Source organism: Streptomyces sp. SirexAA-E (assembly GCF_000177195.2).
Classification (GTDB): Bacteria; Actinomycetota; Actinomycetes; order Streptomycetales; family Streptomycetaceae; genus Streptomyces; species Streptomyces flavovirens.
In genome coordinates this window covers 7377591-7399537 of record NC_015953.1, presented here as the reverse complement: position 1 = coordinate 7399537, position 21947 = coordinate 7377591, and the positions used below count along the sequence as shown (strand labels likewise).

Sequence of the window (21947 nt, the reverse complement as noted above, 5' to 3'; positions counted from 1 at the left end):
CGTGCGTACCGACATCGTCGTCCAGGACGTCGCCTCGTTCCGCATCGACCCTGCGGTGCTGGTGCGTCCGCACAGGCGTACGTGGCTGATCGCCAGTCCCGCTCAGCACCAGAAGCTGGTCAAGCGCCGCCGCGAGGACGCCTTCTCCCGCGTCGCGGTGCTGGAGGAGTTCACCGCCGACGCGCTCACGGCGTGCGTCGAATCCCTGCGGGCGGCACTGCCCGCGGCCGACCGGGAGGACGTGGCCCTGCTCTGCCACGACGAGTACTCCCTGGGGACGGTGGCCGAGGTGCGGCGCCGGCTGGGGCTGGCGGGCGATCTGCCGGCCCAGCTGGCGCCGTTCGTCGACAAGATCGCCATGAAACGCGCCCTCGACGGGGCCGGCGTCCGTCTGCCGCGCCACCGGGAGTGGGATTCCCGCGCCTATGCCGCCGACCCGGACCGCTGCACGGCCGACCTGGAGGAGACGCTCGGCTGGCCGATGTTCGTCAAGCCGCTGGACGAGTCCGGCAGTGTGGGGGCCCGGCGACTGGACGACGCCGCGGAGCTTGGGGCCTGGGCGGCGACGGCCGACGACCGCAGGTACGAGGTGGACGAGTTCCTGCGGGGCACCCTCTACCACGTGGACACCGCCGTCCAGGACCAAGTCGTCGTGCACGAGGAGGTCAACGCCTACCTCCACCCCTGCTACGACTACGTGCACGGGAAGGTGTGCGCGAGCCACACCCTGCCCGAGGACCACCCCGCCCGTTCCGCGCTCCTCGCATTCAACCGCCGGGTCCTGGAGGCCCTTCCGGACAAGCCCCCGAACGGCGTCTACCACCACGAGATCTACCGGCGTCCCGACGGCGAGCTGGTGTTCCTGGAGATCGCCGCCCGGGCGCCGGCCGCCCTCGTGCCCTCCACGAGCCGCATCCGCCGGGGAGTGGACATCGAGGAGGCGCACTTCCGCCTCCAGCGCGGCGAGGACCTGCCCGGCAGCGAGGGCCTGGGGCCGCACGCGGCCTGGGTCTACTTCCCCAAGGTCGAAGGACGCGTCCGCGAACTACGACGGGCCACCCTGCTCAGCGACCACCACTGGCAGTGGAACGTGGAGACCGGGCAGACCACGACCGCCCCGGAGGACATCCGCGACTTCGCCGCCAGTGTGCTGCTGTGGAACGAGGACTACGAGCTCCTGCTCCAGGACCTGGCGACCCTCGACTCCCACACCGCCGTCATGACCGACTGAACCTCCCGGAGCCGGCCCGGCCGGCTCCGCCCCACGTCGTCGGACCCCCGCACGTCACGGGGGCGTCCGCCGCCGTCCCGTGGCACTCCCTCCGGCGTGCCACTCACCGTTCCCGCCCGTGCCACGGCACCGGCATGCCCTGACGGAAGGACGCACCATGCGACAGATCGACTACGACTTCGTCTTCACCGACGCCGAGCGCGACGGGCTGCGCGAGGTCCTCCTGGAGATCGCCACCAACCCGTACAGCGACTTCGAGAGCTACATGGCCGACATGTCCCGGCTGCGCGGCGACCAGCGGCTCGGCTCCCGTTTCACCGACTTCTGCGAGATGTCGATGCTCCGGGACTTCTCCAAGGCACCGCTGGTGGTCATCGGCAACGCGCCCATCGACCTCGACCTGCCCCGGTTCGGGTCGACGAACCCGGTGGACGAGAAGTACCGGCTGAAGAAGACCTTCGTCGCCGAGGGATTCCTCGCGGCCTACGGAGTCCTGACCGGCACGGAGATCATCGGCCACCTCAGCGTCAACCAGGGCGACTTCTTCCACGACATCTATCCCAAGGAGTCGATGTTCGACTCCCAGTCGCAGAAGACGCTGGGCACCCTGAAGTTCCACCGGGACTTCGCCAACCACTTCGTCAGCCCCGACTTCGTCAACACGCTGACGCTTCGGGACACGCCCACCAACGAGGTGTACTCCACCTTCACCGTCACCGTCCACGCCCTGGACGAGCTCAGCGACGGTGACCGCGAGATCCTGGCCCAGCCCCGGTTCCACACCCCGTTCGACGACGTCTCCACCCGGCAGGGCGACGTCCTCGGCAACCGCCGCGCGCAGGACCACGCCGTTATCAACATGGACGAGGGCGCCCGCGTGTTCGAGGACCGCACCCGCGGCCTCGACGACGAGGCGCAGCAGGTACTGGACCGTTTCGTCGCCGCCCTGCACAGCCGCAAGCAGATGCGGGTGTCCAAGCCCGGCGACTCGGTCACCTTCTCCAACCGGGACGTCATCCACGGGCGGGAGGTGCACGCCATCCACGACCTCGACGGCCTGAAGCAGCGCTGGCTGCTGAAGACCCACAACGTCTACACCCGCAAGGCGTTCGAGGAATTCTTCCTCGGCGACCGCTACGGCGTGGTCAACGGCTGAATCACATGATCATCGTCACGGGTGCGGGCCAAGGCATCGGGGCCGCCATCGCCCGTCGTGCCGCGGTACTGGACCGGCCGGTGTGCGTGAACTACCGGTCCAGTGCCGCGGGCGCCGAACAGGTCGTCCAGGACCTCAGGGAAGCCGGCGTCGAAGCCCTGGCCGTCAAGGCCGACGTCACGGAGGAGGACGAGGTGGAACGCCTCTTCGCCACTGCCGTCGAGAAGCTCGGCCCACTCACCGCCGTCGTCAACAACGCGGGCGTCACCGGCGGACTGGGCCGGGTCGTCGACCTGGACATCCGGCAACTCGACACCGCCTACCGCGCCGTCCTGCGCAGCGTCGTGCTGTGTACCCGCCAAGGACTGCGGCACATGTCCCGCAGTCGCGGTGGCTCGGGAGGCTGCGTCCTCAACGTCTCCTCCACCGGCGCCCGCACCGGCGGCGGCCACGAGTGGGTGCACTACGCCGCACTCAAGGCCGCCGTCAACACCCACACCTGGGGCGCCGCACAGGAGGTGGCCGCGGACGGCGTACGGATCAACGCGGTCGCCCCCGGTCTGATCGAGACCGGTCTGCACCGGGCCAACGGGGTCCCCGACCGTCCCGAGCGGCTGAGGACCTCCGTCCCCATGGGCCGGATCGGCACCCCCGAGGAGGTCGCCGAAGCAGCCGTCTTCCTGCTCTCCCCCAGCGCCTCGTACATCACCGGTTCCGTCCTGGAGGTGGGCGGCGGCCGCTGAGCCCTGCCCACCCCGCCCCGCACACGGAAGAAGCCCTTTCATGCCTGAAGCAATCTCGCACATGCTCGAACCGCACAGCGCCCTCTACCTCGACACCCGGCCGCATGTGATCACCGAGGGGTCCGGCATAGAAGTACGCGACGAGGACGGGCAGTCGTTCGTCGACGGCGTGGCCGGCCTGTGGAGCGTCACCCTCGGCTACAGCGAGCCGCGCCTGGTGGAAGCGGCCACCCGGCAGATGAACAAGCTCCCCTTCTACGGTTCGTTCAACCACCGCACCAACGACGTGGCGCTCGCGCTGGCCGCCGACCTCGTGGACATCGCCCCCATCCCCATGGGCAAGGTCTTCTTCGGCAACTCCGGTTCGGACGCCAACGACAGCGCGATCAAGTTCGCCCGCTACTACCACTGGTCCCAGGGCCGCCCGGAGCGTCGCAAGATCATCTCGCACAGCTGCGGCTACCACGGCACCACCCTCGCCGCCGGCTCGGCCACCGGACTCCCCCACATCCACCACGGCTTCGGCCTGGACACCGGCGACTTCCTCTCTGCCCACTGCCCCAACCCCCTGCACCCCTCCTCGCGGGGCATGAGCGAGTCCGAGCAGGTCGACTGGCTGATGGAGGACTTCGAGAACCTCATCGAGGAGGCGGGCCCGGAGACGGTGGCGGCCTTCATCTCCGAACCCGTCCTGGGTGCGGGCGGCCTCATCATCCCGCCGGCCGGGTACTTCGCCCGCCTCCAGGAGATCCTGGCGCGGCACGACATCCTCTTCATCGCGGACGAGGTCATCACGGGCTACGGCCGCACCGGATCGATGTTCGCCACCACGGAGTTCGGCCTGGCCCCGGACATCATCACCACCGCCAAGGGGCTGTCCTCCTCCTACCTGCCGATCTCCGCCACGTTCGTCGGTGAGCGCGTCAGCGCCGCTCTCGCCGAAGGCAGCAAGCAGATCGGCACCTTCGGCCACGGCTTCACCTACTCCGGCCACCCCGTCCCGGCCGCGGTCGCCCGCGAAACCCTCGCCATCGTGCGCGAACGCGACATCCCGGGCCACGTGCGGGACGTCGCTCCCCGCCTCGCCCGCGGCCTGGACAAGTTCCGGGGCAGCGAGGCGGTCCGCGACGTGCGGGGCCACGGGCTGCTGGGCGGCGTCGAGTTCGACGCGGCGGCCGTCGGACGGGAACCGGGGCAGCTCGGCCAGGCCGTCCTCCGGGCGGCGAAGGAGCGCGGACTCCTCCTGCGGGCCATGGGGGACACCGTGGTCTTCGCGCCCCCGCTGATCATCACCGGCGAGCAGATCGACGACCTGATGGAGCGCTTCACCGCCGCCTACCACGACGTGGTCGACTCACCCCGCCCGCAGCAGGCGGCCTGACACCAAGGAGCGCTCGATGGCCATCGGTATCGTCGCCACCGGCTCGTACCTGCCCGACCACATCGTCACCAACGACGACCTCGCCAGGACCGTGGAGACCTCGGACGCCTGGGTCACCTCCCGGACGGGCATCCGCCGGCGCCGCCGGGCGCACGCGGAGCAGACCACCTCCGACCTCGGGCACCGGGCCGCTCTGGCCGCCCTACGCGACCACGACATCACGGCGGAGCAGCTGGACGCCCTCGTCGTGGCCACCAGTTCGCCCGACCAGATCCAGCCGTCCACGGCCTGCAACCTGCACGCCAGGATGGGCCTGACCCAGATACCGGCGTTCGACGTCGGCGCCGTGTGCAGCGGCTTCATCTACGCCACCGCCGCCGCCGCGGGACTGATGAACACCTTCTCCCAGTACAGCCACGTCATGGTCGTCGGCTGCGAGGCGTACAGCCGTGTACTGGACTACCAGGACCGCGGCACCTGCGTCTTCTTCGGGGACGGCGCCGGAGCCGCGGTCCTCGGCAAGCTGCCCGACGGATACGGCATCCTCGGCTGCGACCTCATGGCCGACAGCACCCAGCTCGACGTCGTCGGCATTCCGGCCGGCGGCGCCCTCGAACCCACCAGCGAACGCACGGTCCGGGAACGACGCCACTACTTCCGCATGGACGGCCGCCGGGTGTGGGACTTCGCCACCCAGGCCGTCCCGCAGGTGGTCAAGGGAGCCCTCGCCTCCGCCGGGCTGGACGTCGGCGACGTCGACCTCCTCATCACGCACCAGGCCAACGCCCGCCTCATCGAGGAGTGCGCCGACCGTTGCGGCGTACCGATGGACCGCGTCCCGATGACGGTGGACCGCTACGGCAACACCGCCGCCGCCTCCGTGCCCATCACGCTGGACGAGGCCGCCGCCGCGGGAAGGCTGCGCCGCGGCGACGTCGTCGTCCTGGCCGCCGTCGGCGGCGGCATGACCGCAGGCGCCCTCGTCATGCGCTGGTACTGACCCACCCACCCCCTCACCTTGGAGACCACCTCACATGACCGCGCCCACCATGGCCCGCACCGGCCAAGTCACCCAGCCGCACACCGGCGCCCCCGCCCGCACGGGCCTCGCGCACGACGACTCGTTCGCCGCGTTCGCACGGACCCACATCGCCCGTCGGGCGGACGCCGCCTACGAGGCCGAGATCCTCGACCGCCTGTCCTGGCAGCGCCTGGCCGACCTCGGTCTGTGGCGCATAGGCGTCCCCGAGGGTCTGGGCGGCATCGGAGGGACCTGGGCGGACCTGGCCGAACACGTCGCCGACATCGCCCGCACGGGTGAGGACCTGGGCTTCGTGCTCTCCCTCATCGCCCACGCCGGCCTCGTACGGGCCCTGGTGGAGCACGGCAACGACTACCACCACCGCTCGGTGCTCCCGCAGTTGATGAACGGCGCCGTCGGCGCGACCGCACTGACCGAACCCCACGGCGGCTCCGACGTCGCCCGCACCCGCACCCTCGCCACCCGCACCTCCGACGGCTGGAGCCTGACCGGCAAGAAGGACCACATCACCAACGCCCCGGTCGCCGACCGGGCGCTGGTCCTCGGCCGCGTGCCCGACCTCGGACGACGCGACATCACCCTGTTCCTGGTCAACCTGCACAGCCCGGGCGTCCGGCGGGGCCCCGCAGAGGAGCTCCTGGGCCTGCGGTCCAGTCCCACCGGTGCCATCGAGCTGCGGGAGGTCGCCCTGCCCGAGCCGGCGGTACTCGGCGCACCCGGCGAAGGCCTGCGCACCCTCTACGACATCATCAGTTTCGACCGCGCCCTCTACGGCCTGGTCATCGCGGCCTTCCTCGAACCGCAGCTCGACAAGGCGGTCGGCTTCGCCCGGCGGCGCGAGGCGTTCGGCACGCCGATCCTCGACCACCAGTACGTCCAGGGACGCGTCACCGACATCCGGATCACCATCGAGATCGCCCGAGCCACCGCCCGGGCGGGCATCGACGCTCTGGTGGCCGGCGATCCCGAGGCCTCCCTGCGGTGCTCCGTCGCCAAGCTCGTGGGATCGGAGGGACTGGTCGAGGCGGCCCAGAACCTGATGCGTCTGCATGGCCACGCGGGGTACATGCGTGGCGCCCAGACACGCATCGTCCAGGACGCGCTCGGCACCCTCATCGCCGGCGGCACCAGCGAAATGCAACGCAAGAACATCCTCAACCAGATGCTGGCCGGCCACCCGGGATGACCCGGCGACGACGCGCTCCCCGTGGACGTTTTCCCGAGTGAGGAAGACATGACCGCAACGCCGACGGCGCCCACCGCCCCGTCCTCGCCCCGCCTCGGGCGGCCGTTCCTCTGGTTGTGGAACGCCTGCGCGGGATCGAATCTGGCGGACGGCATCTACCAGGTGGCCCTGCCGGTCACCGCCGTCCATCTGGGCGGCGGGGCCGGCGGCGTGGCCGTGGTGGCCGCCATGGCGCGCCTCCCCTGGCTCCTGTTCGCCCTCTTCTCCGGGGTCCTCGTCGACCGCTTGGACGAGCGGCGCCTGATGCGGATCGTCAACTCCGCCCGCGTCGTCGTCCTCGGCGCGACCGCACTGGCGCTGATGACGGACCGGGCAGGCATCGCGCTGCTCGCCGCTGCGGCCTTCCTCCTCGGCATCGGCGAGACCGTCTTCGACACCGCCTTCCACACCACCACCCCGAGTCTCGTCCCGCCCTCCTTGCTGGAACGCGCCAACTCACGCCTCCAAGCGGCGGAGATCACCACCAACCAGATGGCAGGCCCCTCCGTCGCCGGCCTTCTGCTGGGACTGTCCGCCAGTATCGCCTTCGGCACCACGGCCGCCCTCTACCTCGCCACCGTGTTCCTCCTCATGGCCCTGCCGGCCGCGCCGAGCCCGCCGGGACACGACGGGGCGGCCACCGCCGCCCACGGCGGAGGCAGTGTCCTTGCCGACGTCCGGACCGGACTGCGCTTCCTCTTCGGCGACACCACGCTGACCGTCTATGCCGTGGGTGTGGGCGCCCTGAACCTCGCCTGGGCCGCCGTCTACGCCGCGCTCCCTCTCCTGGCCCTGCCGCCCGGGCCGCTGGGGCTGAGCAGCACCGCCTACGGGGCCCTCCTGATGGTGGCCGGAGTCAGCGGGCTCGCCGTGGGGCTCCTGGCACCGCTCGCCACCACCCGGCTCGGCAACCGTGTCTGCATGGCCCTGGGGCTGGCGGGCATGGCCATCGGCTTCGCGCTGCCGGGAATCAGCCCCACGCCGCTCGTCCTGGGCATCGGACTCGGCTGCACGGGCCTGCTCATCCTCGTCAACGTGATCACGGTCTCCTACCGTCAGCGCACCGTTCCCCGCGAACTCCTCGGCCGGGTCACCTCCGCGTACCGGCTGATCGCCTTCGGCTGCCTCCCCGTGGGGTCCGCCCTCGCGGGCGTCGTCGGCACCCATCACGGCCCCCGGGCCGTTCTCGTCCTCGCCGGCGGCATCGTGCTCGCCGCCGCCGTCCCCATGACCCTGTCCGCACGTTCCCTCGCGCCTCATGCCCCGGAGACCACGTGACCCTCACCCAGTCGGCCGCCGGCCCCATCGGCACGCACATCACTCCTGGCCCGACGCCCCACACGCTCGACCACCCCCTCGTGCGCCGCTGCCCCCATCTGTACTGCGGCCCCCGGTGGCTGCGGGTGGAGGACCAGGCCCACCCCGGTCCGTCCTTCCACACCTGGATCCACGGTGACGACCTGGCCGCGTACGCCCCCGCCTACGGATTCGACGCCACCAGCAACCCCTGGCCCTTCGCCCGCCCCGACCTGTTCCTGGCGGAAGCCACGGGGGCCGAAGAGGGCCATGACTCGCTGCTGCCCGCCTTCACCATCGGTGGTCGCCGCCCCGGACACAGCAGGTTCTGCACGGCCGGCCCGACCTGGCAACGCCTTCCGGCGCTCACCCGGCTCCTGGGCGCCGCAGCCGAACACAGCGCGGACCGGGGTGCCTCCTGCCTCGCCGCTCTCTACTGCTCGCCCAAGGACGCCGACCTCGCGGAGGCGTTCCGAGCCCACGGAGGCGTCCGGTTCCCCTCCCACGGGACCAACCTCCTCGGCCTGCCCGGCGGCAGCACCGAGGACTGGATGGCGTCGCTCCCCCGCAAGCAACGGGCGAAGGAGAAGGCGGATCTGCGCAAACTCCGCGACGCGGGAGTCGACTTCGAGGTCTCCCCCCTCCGGGAGGCCGACCTCGAACGGATCGTCCCGCTGGAACTGGGCCTGTACAGCAAGCACGGCCATACGTACGCCCTCCAGGAGGCCACCGACCTGCACCGCGCCTACCTCGACCACCTCGGCGACGACGCCGTGCTCGTACGAGCCCTGCGCGACGGCGTACTCGTCGGCTTCACCTCCCTGGTGCGCCACGGCTCGCACGCGTACGTCCGCCAGGCCGGCTTCGACCCCGAGGGCTGTGGTGACGCTCCGGTGTACTTCGGCGCCGCCCTGCACGAGCCCATCCGGTGGGCCTACGACCACGGCGTGCGCTGCCTCGACCTGTCCATCACCGCGGACGCCACCAAGCAGCGACGCGGCGCACGGACCCAGCCGCGTGACGCCTGGTTCATCCCGCTCGACGACGCCGCGCGGCACCACCTGCGCGGCCTCCGGGAACGACACGACCGAGCGGCTTCCACCCCCTCCCCCGCGTAAGGAACCCCCATGACCGCGCCCTCCGCACCCGAACCCCTCGTCGCAGGCATCGACTCCCTCGTGGGAACGAGCGCACAGCTCGTCCACCGAGTCACCGAGCGGGACGCCGCCACCAACTGGGGCAACGACCTGCCGGTGCTCGCCACTCCCGTCCTGTTGTGGCTCAGCGAGATCGCCGCGATGAAAGTCCTCGGAACCGCTGTCCCGGAAGGAGACATGACGGTCGGCCTGGCCCACGACTCGGCGCACCTCGCACCGACGCCCGTCGGCGACGACGTCACCGTCTCCGCCACGTTGAGCCGGGCCGACGACCGCAAGCTCACCTTCGACGTGGAAGCCCGCGACTCCCACGGATCCGTACTGCGCGGACGCCACACCCGGGCCCTGATCGACAGGAAGAGGTTCACCGACAAGCTCAGCCGGCGCACGGCCTGAAATTCCGCTTCCGGGCCCTCCACGGCCCGACGACCTCAAGGAGACCCCGTGTTCCCCACCTTCCGCGCGGCCCGGGCCGGCGTACTCGCCTCGTCGGCGGCGCTCGCCGCCGCGCTGACGGGCGCCGTCCCGGCCACCGCCGCGACCGCCGCCGCCTGCCCCGACAACATGGTGTGTCTCTACAGCGACACCGATTTCCAGGGGCGGGTCCAGATCAGGAACATCTCTCATACCCCCGGCTGCAAGCCGGCCGGCACGGCCCGCTCCGTGGTGAACAACACCGCTCTGCCGGTCCACCTGTACGTCGACGGGGAGTGCACCCAGTACCTCGACCGCCTGGAGCCCGGGGACACCCGCACCGGCCTGGCCGCGGACCCGGCCGCGTTCGAGTGATGCCGCGGCTGCCTCGGGCACGCGTGCCCGAGGCGGCCCGCGCCGCGTCTGGGTGAGCTCTCGCGGGAGACGTCCCGGGGCCCCACGGCTGTGTCCGCGATCGGCCGGTCAGGCAGCTTGAGGTCCCCTGGTGTGGATCTGTGCCGTCGGGGCCGATGTCCGGACGTACGCGGGCACGGCCGAGGCCGCACCCCGACCGTGCCCGCCGGGGACCGGGAAGGCGGCGAGGAGCCTCGACCGGGCGTGGTGCCTGCCGTCGAGGTGCTGGTCCGCCTCGGCTTCCGCGGACGTCCGGTCCTGACCGCGCTCGACGTCCACGGCGTAGACCGGCTGCCCGCCGCCTCCGTCGGGCAGCCGGAGGTAGAACGGGGAGTGGTAGGGCAGCTGCCACCAGCGAAATCGCTTGAGCGGTCGTCAGTCCCCCGGGGAAGCCGCCGGGCGGCCCGCCTGCGTCGCATCTCCTCGAACACGTCCGGCGCCTCCGTCACCCGCTCACTTGCTCGGTTCCGCCGCACAGGCGAGGTCCCGCGCGGGGCGTTCCCCGGTGGTCAGGAACGTCGTCGCCGCGTCGTTGGCGCACGTGTTGCGGCCGTACGGGTAGACGCCGTGGCCGCCTTGGTCTGCCGTCACCATCGTGGCCCGCCCGCCGAGGGCCTGCCTCAGCTTCCGGGCGCCGGCCAGCGGCGTGCCCGGGTCCCGCTCGTTCTGCACCATCAGCACGTTCGACGGGCCCCGGTCGGTGATGCGCACCGGCGGTTCGGTCCGCTCCCTGGGCCAGAAGGCGCAGGGGTTGATGCTCGCCGTGGAGCCGCCCAGCATCGGGTACTTCAGCCGGTCGACCGCGACGTTGCGCTGGTACTCCCGGATCGTCCCCGGCCAGCGCGAGTCACCGCAGACCACGGCGAATCGTGAGGCCAGGAGGTTCTCGATGTCCGTGGTCAGCTTCGGGAGCGGCAACTCCGCGCCGGTGTCGACCGCCTGCCAGAACTCGGCGAGCGCGGGCATGGAGCCGTCGGCGTAGAGCTGTTCGAAGGTGTACCCGCGGAAGGCGATCCCGTCGACGTCCTGGACCGGCTTCGCGTCCAGCCGCTCCACCAGCTCGTAGAACTTGGCGGTGATCTGCCTCGGCGTGGAGCCCAGGCCGTATTCGGGGTGCTCGGCGGCGAACGCGGCGAAGTCGGGGAAGCGGTCCTCCATCCCCCGGGCGAACAACCGCATGGCCGTGACGTCGTAGCCACCGGGGCCCATGTTGCTGTCGAGCACCATCCGGTCGCCGCGCCGTGGGAACAGCGTCGTGTAGACCGCGCCGAGGTAACTGCCGTAGGAGGCACCGAGGTACGACAGTTTCGGCTCGCCCAGGGCTGCCCGGAGACGGTCCATGTCACGGGCGGTTTCGGCGGTGGTGGTGTGCGGCAGCATCCACGCCGTTCGCGAGCGCTCGCACTGTTCGGCGATCTTCCGCGCGTACTCGGCCTCCCGCGTGACGTCGGCCGCGGTGTGCGCGTACGGCGGGAAGTTGCCGCGCCGCTGCTGCGCCTCCGTCAGGTCGCAGGTCACCGGCGTACTGCGGCCGACACCGCGTGGGTCGAAGCCGATGATGTCGTAGGAGTCGAGCACCTCCTGCGGCAGTCCCGAGGCGGCGAGGACGGCCGGGTACGTCAGGCCGGAGCCGCCCGGGCCTCCGGGGTTGGTCAGCAGGATGCCGCGCCGCCGCGCCGGCTTCTGGCTCGCCAGCCGCGAGACGGCGACCTCGATCTGCCGGCCGTCCGGATCGCGGTGGTCCAGCGGGACTTGGAGGGTCGCGCACTCCAGGCGGGGTACGGGGACCTCCCCGGCGCACGGGCCCCACCGGAGGGCGCCGGGCGCCGGTGTCGTCGTCGGCGTTGACGCCGTCGCGGGCAGCGCGGTCATCGCCAACGCGGTGGCGGTGAGAGCGAGGGACAGACTTCTGCGCATGAGGTGTCCTTCTGTGGGGGCTTTTCCGGCACGTGAGCGAGTCTGTTCCTCAGAGGCGGTCGGCACATCGGCCCGGTGGACCGACCCGGCTCCGACCGCGGGTGAGGTGCCTGTCAGACCTGGGTCCAAGGCGTATCGGTCCCCGGCAGGATCCACCGGTCGCACGATGCGGCCACAATGGCCTGGTGAACACGGACGTTATGCCGCGGCTCGGGGTGTGGCAGCAGGCCTGGCGGCTGATGGTGGCCGTGGCCGTCGGCCTGCCGATCTGGCTCTCGACCCTCGCGCTGATGCGGGCCCGGTCCGGCGGCGCGGGCTCCTGGATCCTCGTGGGTGATCCGCTGGTGGCCCTGGGCTGCCTGACGTTGCTCCTGTGGCGGCGGCGGTGGCCGCTCGCGGTCGCTGTCGCGGTCACGGTCGCCTCGACCGTGTCGGCGCTCGCCACCGGTGCCGCCCTGCTGGCACTGTGCTCGGTCGCCACCCGCCGCCGCCCGGTGGAGATCGGGGCCGTCGTCCTGGCCTACGTGACCGCGTCGCAGTTCGCCGTCGAGGTGTACCGGGTGCAGGGTTCGGCCGAGGCGCTGTGGTGGGTCGAGGTCGCGGTGCCGGCGCTGACCGCGGGGATCGCGGTGGCCACCGGCATGGCGGTCGGGGCGCGGCGGGTCGAGGTGTGGTCCCTGCGGGAGCGGGCGGAGAGCGCGGAGCGGGAGCAGAGTGCGCGGGAGGCGCAGGCCCGGGCCCTGGAGCGCAACCGGATCGCCCGCGAGATGCACGACGTACTCGCGCACCGCATCTCCCTGGTCGCCATGCAGGCCGGGGTGCTCGACCACCGCGGTGACCTCTCGGCCGACGAGAACCGCGTCCTGGTCCGCGGTATCGCCGAGGGCTCCCACCAGGCTCTGGAAGAGCTGCGGGAGGTCCTCGGCGTGCTCCGCGCCGACCCCGGCCGCCCGGACCCTCCGCAGCCCTCCCTCGACCGGGTCCCCGACCTGGTGGCCGATGCCCGCGCCTCGGGTCTCGACGTCAGGCTTGCCGACGCCGTGACCGCGACCCCGCCCGACGGCGTCGGGCGGACCTGCTACCGGATCGTCCAGGAGGCGCTGACCAACGCCGCCAAGCACGCCCCCGGCGCGGTCGTACGGGTCACCCTCGGCGGTGCCGCGGGCGGCACCCTGGACGTCGGCGTCCGCAACGGGCCGGCCCCCCGGCGCACCGCACGGCCACCGGACTCCGGCTTCGGCCTGCTGGGCCTCGGCGAACGGATCACCCTCGCCGGCGGCGAACTCGACCACCGTCCCACGCCCGAGGGCGGGTACGTTCTCACCGCACGGCTGCCCTGGCCGGACGACCCCGCCCACATCCACGAAAAGAGCGCATGAATGGAAGCCCGACACGGTCCCGTACGGGTCGTCGTCGTCGACGACGAACAACTGGTGCGCATGGCCCTGCGGCTCGTCATCGACGGCGAACCGGACCTGACCGTCGTGGCGGAGGCGGCCGACGGGGAAGCCGCGCTCGCCGTGGTGGACGAGCAGCGGCCCGACGTGGTGCTGATGGACGTACGGATGCCGGGCCGGGACGGTCTGGACACGACCCGGGAACTGCTCACCCGGCCCGCGCCGCCCCGGGTCCTGATGCTGACCACCTTCGACTCCGGCGACCTGGTGCTCGGGGCGCTGCGCGCCGGAGCGCTCGGCTTCGTCCTCAAGGACACCCCGCCCTCACGCATCCTCGACGCGGTGCGGACCGTCGCGGACGGCAATCCGGTCCTGTCCCCGACGGCCACGGCACGGTTGATCGCCGCGGCCACCGGCCCGGACTCCTCGCACGCCCGGGACCGCTCGCGCGAGGCCGCGCGCGAACGCCTGTCCGTGCTGACCGAGCGGGAGCGGGAGACCGCCCAGGCCATCGCGGACGGGCTGGGCAACCCACAGATCGCCGAGCGGCTGCGCATCACCGTCGCGACGGTCAAGGCCCACACCGGCAGCCTGTTCGCCAAGCTGGCGGTCGAGAACCGGGTACAGATCGCGCTCCTGGTCCGCGACGCGCAGGACTGAGCGGGAGGCTGAGGCGGCCCCGTCGCTCAGTCAGCGGGCCGTGGACGCGACCGTTCAGCTGCTGCCGGTCCGGTCCGGGGCGAGGCCGGGCACGGGTGCGGGTCGAGGGGCGCGGACCGTCGGGGGCGAGGGGCAGTCCACCCGGGATTCGCTGCCTGTTGCCGGTGTGGTGTCCTGTTCGGTGACTTCCCGGGCGGGCGGCCTGTTACGACCGAGGCGTTCGTGAGCGCTGGCGAAGTGGCCCGCGACGGCTGCGGAGACTGTCGAGAGGTCCAGGGCCAGGGCGAAGCCCGCGATGATCTCCGCCAGTCGTGCGGCGCTCCCCGGGCCGGTACAACCCATCATCTTCAGGAGTTCGTGCTGCGCGGGCAGGTGGGTGCCGCCCCCGACCGTGCCAAGTGCCAGACCGGGCAGGGTCATGCTCGCGTAGACACCGTCCCCGGTGCGTTCGAGGATGAACTGCCCCACGCTCGACTCGTGGACGCAGGCGATGTCCTGGCCTGTCGCCGTGAAGATCGCGGCCACGATGTTGGCCGTGTTCGCGTTGGACCCCAGCACCGCGCTGTGGACCGCTCCGGCGGCGATGTGCTGGTACCCCCTGACCAGCTCGTCGGGCGTCGTTCTGAGGACTCGTTCGACGATGCCCGCCGGCAGGTGGCAGTCGGCGGCCACCCTGATGCCGCGGCCTTCCGCCATGGCGAGGGCTGACGCCTTCTTGTCGCCGGATGTGTTTCCTTCGATGATGAAGGATTCGAGTTTCTCGTCCGTGACCAGGTGGGGCTGTCGCAGGATCCACTGGCACGCCTGCCAGGTGCAGACGGTCGTCATGTTCTGCCCTGCCGCGTCCCCGGTGCTGTACCTGAATCGCAGATGAACGGTCCTGCCCAGAACCACGGGCTCGATCGAGTCGAGTACGGCGTGGTCGGACACCTGGCGGATGACCGTGCGCAAAGCACTCAGGTGCCGGCAGATCGCCTCGGCGAAGCGGCTGGCGTCGGCCAGTCGACAGAACGCGAAGACAGGGGCCCGCGTCATCGCCTGCGAGACGGCGTGGGTGCTGACGCCGCCCGCCATCGTGGCGGCCAAGGCTCCCCGTGTCGCGGATGAGACCAGGGCTCCTTCCGTGGTCGCCATCGGGGCGTAGACCTCGCCCTGTACATGCGTCCCGCAGAACAGCAGGGGCCCGGCCACGCCGATCGGGATCTCGACGGTGCCGACGAACCCCTCGATGTTGCCGGTCAGCCTGCCGGCGTCGAGCCGGGTGTGCTGCAAGGAGTCCAACGCCGCTCCGGTCCTGGCGCGAAGCCAGCTCAGCCGTCGCAGTCGCGCCGCCTCCGTGTAGAGCCCCCGGGCGGGTACGTACCTCCCCTGAGGCCGCGACGGACCGGACCGGTCGGGGCTGTCTCCAGAGTTCATACGTCATCACCCTTCTTCTGTGACGGGCACTGTCCCGCTGGGCCGTTTCGAAGGTGTGAGTCCCCAGCCCCCGTGGAAACGCAGGCAAGCGCAGCGCTGGTCACAGGGAAGTCGAACCGTGCCGTCGGGTTCCGCGACAGCGTCCGCGACGGACACCGCCGCCGTCAGCCATCGCCCCACGCTCTGTGTCGAACACGGTCGAACCACTCCCCCACCCCGATGCCGTACGGCAGTCCCGGTCCCAGCTCAACGACGAACCGGCCCCACGGTTACGCACACTCCGGCTTTGCCGGGCGCCGCCATGATCGGTCCTGTGACAGACGGGCGGCGGGTGGCAGCGGTGATCGTCAGGGACCGGCATGTCCTCATGGTGCGTGAGCGGGGCAAGGGCCCATGGGCCGCCACGACGGCCAGGAGTACTGGACGCTGCCAGGAGGCGGGACCGAGCCCGGCCGGTCGCCGGAGGACGCGGTCATCCGCGAGGTGGCCGAAGGGACCGTGCCGGAGGAAGCCGTCCTCGCGCCGCGCGCACCCTACCTGGGTATGACGAGCGAGTTGGCTCCCCGGTATGTCGTGGAAGCTGATGGTCTTCACTTAGCGTCATGGCTCGTGAGCACTTCACGTATGCCCGCTCCTGCGCCCGGCGCGACCGCCCCTCCGCCCTCCGGGAGCCGGCGGTTCGTGGGCCGCCTCTGCGCGGCGGTCACCTTGCTGCCGGGCGGAATTCTGGCGTTCGGCGCGGCCGCCGCGGGGCGCGCGGACACCGGGCGTGCGTTTCTGGGGGCCGGTACGGGCTCCGGAGGCCGGAAGGAGTCGACGCGGCCGGGCGGGGCGCGGGTGATGGGGCATGCCGTACTGACCGTACTGATGGGTGCGCTGTCGCTCGTCCTGGCCGCCTTGTTCGTCCTGGCCGTGGCCCGGGGCGCGCTGTACGGCTTCGTGGATCAGGGGCCCTACGACACGTCGTGGGGCGGTCCGAGCCGAGCCGGGGCCTGGCTCGTGCACTTCGCCGCCGCTACGCCCGCCGGTTGCGCGGCATTGGCCGCGATGTACGGCATCGCGGGTCTGCAGAGGCGGATGACAGCGCCCCTGCGCGGAGAGCGCGGAGTCCGTTGGGCGCTGCCGACGGTTCTCGTGTGCGCGCTGGCCGGGACTCTGTTCGTCATCGCTTTCGTCCGGCAGCTGCCCTGACCCCGCCCTGGCGCACCGAACCGCTTCGAACGTCCCCCTTGCGTCCCGGGGGGCGGACCGGTGGCGCGAGGCGTGCGAGCGGAGGCACCGTGGAGAGATGAACCCGCCTGTCACCGTCCATCACCTCAGCCAGGACGGCGGCCGCCGCGTCTCCGTGCGGAGCTCCGCCGACACCCACATTCTCGGGATCGCCTACAGCGATCACGACGTCATCGAGTTCCTGCGCCGTGCCGGGATGGAGGACCCCGACCTTCTGCTCGATGATCCGGCTTGGGTCCGGTGGGCCGGCGGCAGGCCGCACGAATGGGCCGCGGCGTGAGCGCCCCGGCACTGCGCGGACGTACGACAACGGCGCCGGCGAGAACCGGGCCTTCCCGGCGGGTACGGGCTGTGCCGGTGGGCGGGCGACGGACACGCGGCGCGGTGGCGTTCCGCAGCTGTGGCTCTGCTGCGGAACGCCACCGGGCGCAGGAAGGTCAGGCGCCCTGCCGGACCGGACCGATGAGGGTGCCGGCGGCCACCTTGAGGGTGCCCTCGGCGACAGACGTGCCAGGGATCTCCCCACCCGGAGCCTGGAGCGTGAACGATGCCTCGTCCACAGGCACACCGCGGCCGTCGTTGGGAACCTGGATGTCGAAGTGCACCGGATGGCCCGGGCCGAAGGTCACAGCGGTCTTCTGGTCGCCGTAGCGGCCCGCGCGGATTCCACTGTCCGAGCCGTGGTCCGAGAACCGCACGGCGGTGGGCGAACCGGCCAGCTCACACGGCGCGTAGCCGCGCGGTGCGGTCAGGGTGACGCGGTAGTGACGGTGCCCCGCGCTGTTGTCCGCGTCGGTGACCTTCGCGAGGTGGTTGGCCGGCCGACAGGCGGACGAGGCCGCGTCACCGGCCGCCGACGACGCCTGCGCGGCCCCCGTACCAGCCGCACCCGCCAGCACAGCGGTGGCCAGAACAGCCGCGATCTTACGATTCGTACGCATCATGAACGCTCCTTGCCTTGCTCAATGGACCTGCCGCGTTTCCTCCGTCAGGACCATGGTCGACTCCATCCCTGCCCGCCCGTCCACGCGGGAAATGTCTCAGGACCGCCACAGCCGGGTCACCGGCACTGTGGCGTAGCCGATCCGCCATGCCCGGTGGGTGGCCGCCTGGCATCGGACGAGATACCGACCAGCAAGACAACGGCCGTGTCCTCCACGGCCTGCGCCCTGTGCGTGACTCCGCGCCCCGTCAGGCACCGCTGAACGCTGCGTACCCGGCGTTCACGAGATCCCGGCACGACCGGTGGCGGACCGCCGTCTCCCGCCCCCTGGCGGCTCCGGGCGACAGGCGAGCACCTCGTCCGCCTTCACCGTAAGGGGCCGCGCCCGTAAGACCTGTTGCTGCGTCAGCCGGGGTTGTCCTAGGTCCTGTCTGATAATTGAACTTGTGGTGGGTCGTGGTGAGCTGACGAATGCGGCGTGGGAACGGATCGAGCCCCTGCTGCCGGGTATTGACGGTCGTGGGCGGCCGTGGCGAGATCACCGGCAGGTGATCAACGGGGTGTTGTGGCGGTTGCGGACCGGTGCCCCGTGGCGTGACCTGCCGGAACGCTACGGGCCGTGGCAGACGGCCTATGAACGGTTCGCCCGCTGGGAAGCGGACGGCACCTGGGCCCGTCTGCTCGAACAGGTCCAGGTCCGCGACGACTCCGTCGGAGCCGTGGAGTGGACGGTGTCGGTGGACTCCACGATCAACCGGGCCCATCAGCACGCCGCCGGCGCCCGCAAAAAGGGGCGACGGCGGGGGACGAACTGGAAAATCCGGCACGCGCGTCGGCTGGTCAGGCGCTGGGCCGGTCCCGCGGCGGGGTGACCACGAAAATTCATCTCGCCTGCGACGGCCGGGGCCTGCCCCTGGCCGTCGTCGTCACGCCCGGCAACGTCAACGACTCCACCGTCTTCGACACGGTCATGGACGAGTTGCGGGTGCCCCGGGGCGGTGCCGGGCGGCCCCGCCGCAGGCCCGACGCGGTCATCGCGGACAAGGCTTACTCGTCCCGGGCAATCCGCCGGGTCCTGCGCAGGCGAGGCATCCGGGCCGTGATCCCGGAACGGGCCGACCAGAAGGCCAACCGCCTGCGGCGAGGGAAGGCCGGGGGCAGACCGCCGGCCTTCGATCGCGAGCTCTACAAGGCACGCAACGTGGTCGAACGCTGCTTCAACCGTCTCAAGCAGTTCCGCGCGATCGCCACCCGCTTCGACAAACTCGCCGCCCGCTACAAGGCCGGAGTCCACCTCGCCGCACTCATCCTCTGGCTCCGCGAACCCGCCCAAGATCCTTTGTCAGACAGGACCTAGGGGCGGTCGGCGGGACGTTGCTCCTGCCGGTCGGGGCGGAGCTTGCGGTTCGTGCCGGAGCGGGCGATGTCCAGGTCCAGGAAGGAGGTCAGCGCGGTGCCGTCGTTCCAGAAGCCGAGCAGGTCGATGTCGATGAGCGTCAGGTGGTGGCGGTCGGCGAACGCGCGGGCCGGTTTCGTGAAGACGCAGGAAGCGACGAAGACGGGGACATCGGCGTGGTGTTCGGCGCGGGCGGTGCCGTTGAACGTCTGGATGTCACGGCTGCCGACCGTGCGGTGCTTGGCATAACGCTTGCACTGGATGACGATCTTCCGTCCGTCGGGCAGGCGGCCGATCACGTCGGCCCCCAGATCGCCGGCACCGCCGACCCGTCGCACCTCGGTGCAGCCGTCACGGCGGCACAGTTGGGCGACGTACTCCTCGAACTGGCGGCCGTCCATCGCCCACACCGCCTCCAGCGACCGGCGCGCCCGGCGCTGTGCTTCTTCGGCGATCCGGACCCTCTCGGCGTGCGCTTCACGCCGTCCGGCGCGTACCAGGCCCGTGAGCACGATCGCCGTGACCATGGCGGTCGGCACCACCAGCAGCACTGTCCCCATGCGTGTCCGCTCCTCCCCCACTTCGGTCGTGTGCCGCCTATGTACTCCCCACTCGGCAGGCGCTCCATCCGGCTGACGGGCATCGGGCTCGGGGGTGGCGGGCCGGGGCGGGGGCACTCCCCTCGTCCTGCGGACCGGCGCGTTGCCGCCTCGCCCCCCCTGACGGCCGTTCCCGCTCGGTGCCCGCGTCCGGGCCCGGGCGGCCGGGGGCCCGTCCAACGGCACACCGGCCGCACCGGCGGGCGGGGCATTGTTTATCCTGGTCAGGCAGCCACCTCGTGACGGGCGGCTGTACGGCGGTGGGGCCCGCCGTACCCAACCGCGGCAGCAGCGCCGCCAACGGTCCCTACCTGAACCGCGCGTCCATACCCGCGCACAGCACCTGTTTCAGGTAGGAGAGCTCCGTGACCAGCGAACACGAACACCCCAGCCCCCGGCCGACCGGCTGGCCGGCCGAGCCCGCAGACCCGGACACCGCCGTCGACCCGTGGCCGCCCCGGGCGGGACGGACGCCCGCACGCGAGCGTGCCGGGGTCCTCACCGCGATCGCCGCCGGCGGGGTCATCGGCGCCTGTGCCCGCTACGGCGCCACGCTGATCTGGCCCGTCGCGTCCACCGCGTTCCCCTGGACGACGTTCTGGATCAACGTCACCGGCTGCGCCGCCATGGGCGTGCTGATGGTCCTGGTCACCGAACGTTTCAGCGCTCACCCCCTCGTGCGGCCGTTCCTGGGCACCGGTGTGCTGGGCGGCTACACCACGTTCTCCACCGCCACGCTCGACACCCAGCGGCTCCTCGACGCCGGGCGCCCCGGCACCGGGCTGCTGTACGCGGCCGCCACCCTGACGGCCGCCTTCGCCGCCGTGTGGGCCGCCGCCGCGCTCACCCGCCGCATCGTTCTCCCGCAGGCGGGCGTGGAAGGGGGGCGGCCGTGAACTGGCTGATGGTCATCGTCGGAGCGGTCGTCGGCGCGCCGCTGCGCTACCTCAGCGACCGCGCCGTCCAGGCCCGTCACGACACCGTCTTCCCCTGGGGCACCTTCGGCGTCAACATCGCCGCCTGCGCCGGCCTCGGCTTCCTCACCGGTGCCGCGACCGCCACCACCGTGCCCCAGGCTCTCCAGCACCTCGTCGGCCCCGGTCTGTGCGCGACGCTCAGCACCTACTCCACCTTCTCCTTCGAGAGCCTTCGCCTGGCCGAGACCGGCGCGAAGTACTTCGCCGCCGCCAACGCGGTCGTCAGCGTCGTCGCCGGTCTCGGCACCGCCTATCTCGCCACCGCGCTCGCCACGGCCGTCCTCGGGTGACCCCTTCGGCCGGGGGCCGGTAGGCGGGCACCGGGCGGTCGCGCGTCCGGACGGAGCGGCCACGGATCCTCGGCCCTCCTGGCTCAGGTCCTGTGGTCGATCTTCTTCTCCCGCATCAGTTCCTCCAATTCCGTGTCCGACAGCGGATGCAGGGTGTTCAGGAGACGGCGCAGCCCTGACTCGTCGACGGTCTGGCTGGTGACCTCGGCCTCCGCGCCGCCGTGAAGGCGGGTGAGGGTGACGGCGCGACCGCCGTCGGCCAACTCTCGGACCGTGCGCACCTCGCCGTGGGCGTCCACCGTGCAGGTCACTCCCTTCTCCTCGAACTCCGGGCATCGGGGCGTCGGTGTGAGCGGCGGGCGCACCAGGAGGGACGCGAACGCGTCCTGTCGGACCGTGCGGTAGTCGACGCCGAAGTAGGCGGGGCCGACCTCGGCGCGGGACACCTCCATCCCGGGTGGCACGGCCCCGAGGTACAGCAGCTCCGCGTGCTCCTGGTACCACGCGACCTCCGCCTCGTGCCGGCGGACCTCCGACCGCGCCGGGCCGACGAAGCCTCCGTAGGCCACCGCCACGCCCAGCGCTGCCACCGCTCCCAGCCGTACCCACCGGTTCGGCACGAAGAATGCCGCGGCCACGGCGTACGGCACCCCCGTGAGCACGATCCGGGTGGTGGCGCTCCCCAGGTCGACGTCCCCTCCGTAGGCGGCCAGACCCGCCAGGACGCCGAGCGTGCCGAGGACGAAGACCAGTGCCGCCCAGCCGAACCGCTGCCGTGCGGAGCCGCACAGCGGCACCACGGTCCGTACCGGCAGGCCCGCCGCGGCCAGCAGGCCCACCATCAGCGGAACGCCGACCGCGAAGACCGGGACCGCCGCGCCGGCCCCACCGCTCCAGGCCGACACCAGCAGCCCGAAGCCGAGCGTCGGGACCGCGACCGCCGTCACGGCCCAGACCAGAAGGAGATGCAGGGCCGTCAGCGCCCCTCTGCCACTCGTCATGCCGCGCATCCTGTCAGGCGGCGACCAGCTCGTACATGAGTTCCCGTACGCAGCGAGGAACG

At 71.7% G+C, this 21947-nt stretch carries 22 protein-coding genes; 17 read left to right on the top strand and 5 right to left on the bottom strand.

The features are described 5' to 3' along the window. Position 1 precedes the first annotated feature (1 nt). The 10 genes from SACTE_RS32450 (at position 2) to SACTE_RS32405 (ending at position 10020) form a co-directional block, all read left to right on the top strand. A complete protein-coding gene (locus SACTE_RS32450) occupies positions 2-1231 on the top strand; it encodes a hypothetical protein (protein ID WP_014050258.1) in 1230 nt (409 codons plus the stop codon). A 157-nt stretch (positions 1232-1388) separates the two neighbouring features. Beyond that, positions 1389-2387 (top strand): hypothetical protein, encoded by a 999-nt coding sequence (locus tag SACTE_RS32445; RefSeq protein WP_014050257.1) that lies wholly within the window; start codon positions 1389-1391, stop codon positions 2385-2387. Positions 2388-2392: 5 nt separating this feature from the next. Beyond that, a complete protein-coding gene (locus SACTE_RS32440; protein ID WP_014050256.1) occupies positions 2393-3130 on the top strand; it encodes an SDR family oxidoreductase in 738 nt (245 codons plus the stop codon). 40 nt (positions 3131-3170) lie between these two features. Beyond that, positions 3171-4511 (top strand): aminotransferase, encoded by a 1341-nt coding sequence (locus tag SACTE_RS32435; RefSeq protein ID WP_014050255.1) that lies wholly within the window; start codon positions 3171-3173, stop codon positions 4509-4511. A gap of 16 nt (positions 4512-4527) precedes the next feature. Further along, positions 4528-5511 (top strand): beta-ketoacyl-ACP synthase III, encoded by a 984-nt coding sequence (locus SACTE_RS32430; protein WP_014050254.1) that lies wholly within the window; start codon positions 4528-4530, stop codon positions 5509-5511. A gap of 34 nt (positions 5512-5545) precedes the next feature. After that, positions 5546-6739: an acyl-CoA dehydrogenase family protein gene (locus SACTE_RS32425; protein WP_014050253.1), complete on the top strand. Its 1194-nt coding sequence runs from the start codon at positions 5546-5548 to the stop codon at positions 6737-6739. 48 nt (positions 6740-6787) lie between these two features. After that, positions 6788-8056, top strand: a complete 1269-nt coding sequence (locus SACTE_RS32420; RefSeq protein WP_014050252.1) for an MFS transporter — start codon at positions 6788-6790, stop codon at positions 8054-8056. Beyond that, positions 8053-9192: a GNAT family N-acetyltransferase gene (locus tag SACTE_RS32415; protein WP_014050251.1), complete on the top strand. Its 1140-nt coding sequence runs from the start codon at positions 8053-8055 to the stop codon at positions 9190-9192. Before SACTE_RS32420 ends, SACTE_RS32415 begins: the two co-directional genes overlap by 4 nt. Positions 9193-9201: 9 nt before the next feature. Further along, entirely contained in the window at positions 9202-9627 is a 426-nt protein-coding gene (locus SACTE_RS32410) for a hotdog domain-containing protein (protein WP_014050250.1), read from the top strand. A 48-nt stretch (positions 9628-9675) separates the two neighbouring features. Next, a complete protein-coding gene (locus tag SACTE_RS32405) occupies positions 9676-10020 on the top strand; it encodes a peptidase inhibitor family I36 protein (protein ID WP_014050249.1) in 345 nt (114 codons plus the stop codon). A gap of 492 nt (positions 10021-10512) precedes the next feature. Here the strand turns inward: SACTE_RS32405 and SACTE_RS32395 are convergent, their stop codons facing one another. Next, a complete protein-coding gene (locus SACTE_RS32395; RefSeq protein WP_014050248.1) occupies positions 10513-11976 on the bottom strand; it encodes an alpha/beta hydrolase in 1464 nt (487 codons plus the stop codon). 200 nt (positions 11977-12176) lie between these two features. On the opposite strand from SACTE_RS32395, the gene SACTE_RS32390 reads away from it, so the two are divergent. After that, entirely contained in the window at positions 12177-13355 is a 1179-nt protein-coding gene (locus SACTE_RS32390; RefSeq protein ID WP_014050247.1) for a histidine kinase, read from the top strand. Further along, positions 13356-14033 (top strand): response regulator transcription factor, encoded by a 678-nt coding sequence (locus tag SACTE_RS32385; protein ID WP_014050246.1) that lies wholly within the window; start codon positions 13356-13358, stop codon positions 14031-14033. 54 nt (positions 14034-14087) lie between these two features. Here the strand turns inward: SACTE_RS32385 and SACTE_RS32380 are convergent, their stop codons facing one another. Then, positions 14088-15449 (bottom strand): hydroxymethylglutaryl-CoA reductase, encoded by a 1362-nt coding sequence (locus SACTE_RS32380; RefSeq protein ID WP_014050245.1) that lies wholly within the window; start codon positions 15447-15449, stop codon positions 14088-14090. A gap of 609 nt (positions 15450-16058) precedes the next feature. Here SACTE_RS32380 and SACTE_RS32375 point away from each other — a divergent pair. After that, positions 16059-16640: an NUDIX hydrolase gene (locus SACTE_RS32375; protein WP_226995250.1), complete on the top strand. Its 582-nt coding sequence runs from the start codon at positions 16059-16061 to the stop codon at positions 16638-16640. Positions 16641-16737: 97 nt separating this feature from the next. Beyond that, positions 16738-16959, top strand: a complete 222-nt coding sequence (locus SACTE_RS32370; protein ID WP_014050243.1) for a hypothetical protein — start codon at positions 16738-16740, stop codon at positions 16957-16959. A 157-nt stretch (positions 16960-17116) separates the two neighbouring features. Here SACTE_RS32370 and SACTE_RS32365 read toward each other — a convergent pair whose 3' ends face one another. After that, a complete protein-coding gene (locus tag SACTE_RS32365; RefSeq protein WP_014050242.1) occupies positions 17117-17623 on the bottom strand; it encodes a DUF4232 domain-containing protein in 507 nt (168 codons plus the stop codon). A 445-nt stretch (positions 17624-18068) separates the two neighbouring features. Here SACTE_RS32365 and SACTE_RS33605 point away from each other — a divergent pair. Beyond that, a protein-coding gene (locus SACTE_RS33605; RefSeq protein WP_264371053.1) for an IS5 family transposase occupies positions 18069-18979 on the top strand; the annotation gives its coding sequence in 2 pieces (ribosomal slippage) (positions 18069-18417 and positions 18417-18979; 912 coding nt in all). On the opposite strand, the gene SACTE_RS32350 is transcribed toward SACTE_RS33605, so the two are convergent. Beyond that, complete coding sequence (locus SACTE_RS32350) at positions 18976-19578, bottom strand: restriction endonuclease (RefSeq protein ID WP_014050240.1); 603 nt, start codon at positions 19576-19578, stop codon at positions 18976-18978. The two genes, SACTE_RS33605 and SACTE_RS32350, sit on opposite strands and share 4 nt — an antisense overlap. Positions 19579-19982: 404 nt before the next feature. On the opposite strand from SACTE_RS32350, the gene SACTE_RS32345 reads away from it, so the two are divergent. Beyond that, a complete protein-coding gene (locus tag SACTE_RS32345) occupies positions 19983-20513 on the top strand; it encodes a CrcB family protein (RefSeq protein ID WP_014050239.1) in 531 nt (176 codons plus the stop codon). After that, positions 20510-20884 (top strand): CrcB family protein, encoded by a 375-nt coding sequence (locus SACTE_RS32340; RefSeq protein ID WP_014050238.1) that lies wholly within the window; start codon positions 20510-20512, stop codon positions 20882-20884. Before SACTE_RS32345 ends, SACTE_RS32340 begins: the two co-directional genes overlap by 4 nt. A gap of 83 nt (positions 20885-20967) precedes the next feature. Here the strand turns inward: SACTE_RS32340 and SACTE_RS32335 are convergent, their stop codons facing one another. After that, entirely contained in the window at positions 20968-21885 is a 918-nt protein-coding gene (locus SACTE_RS32335; RefSeq protein WP_014050237.1) for a hypothetical protein, read from the bottom strand. Positions 21886-21947 lie beyond the last annotated feature (62 nt).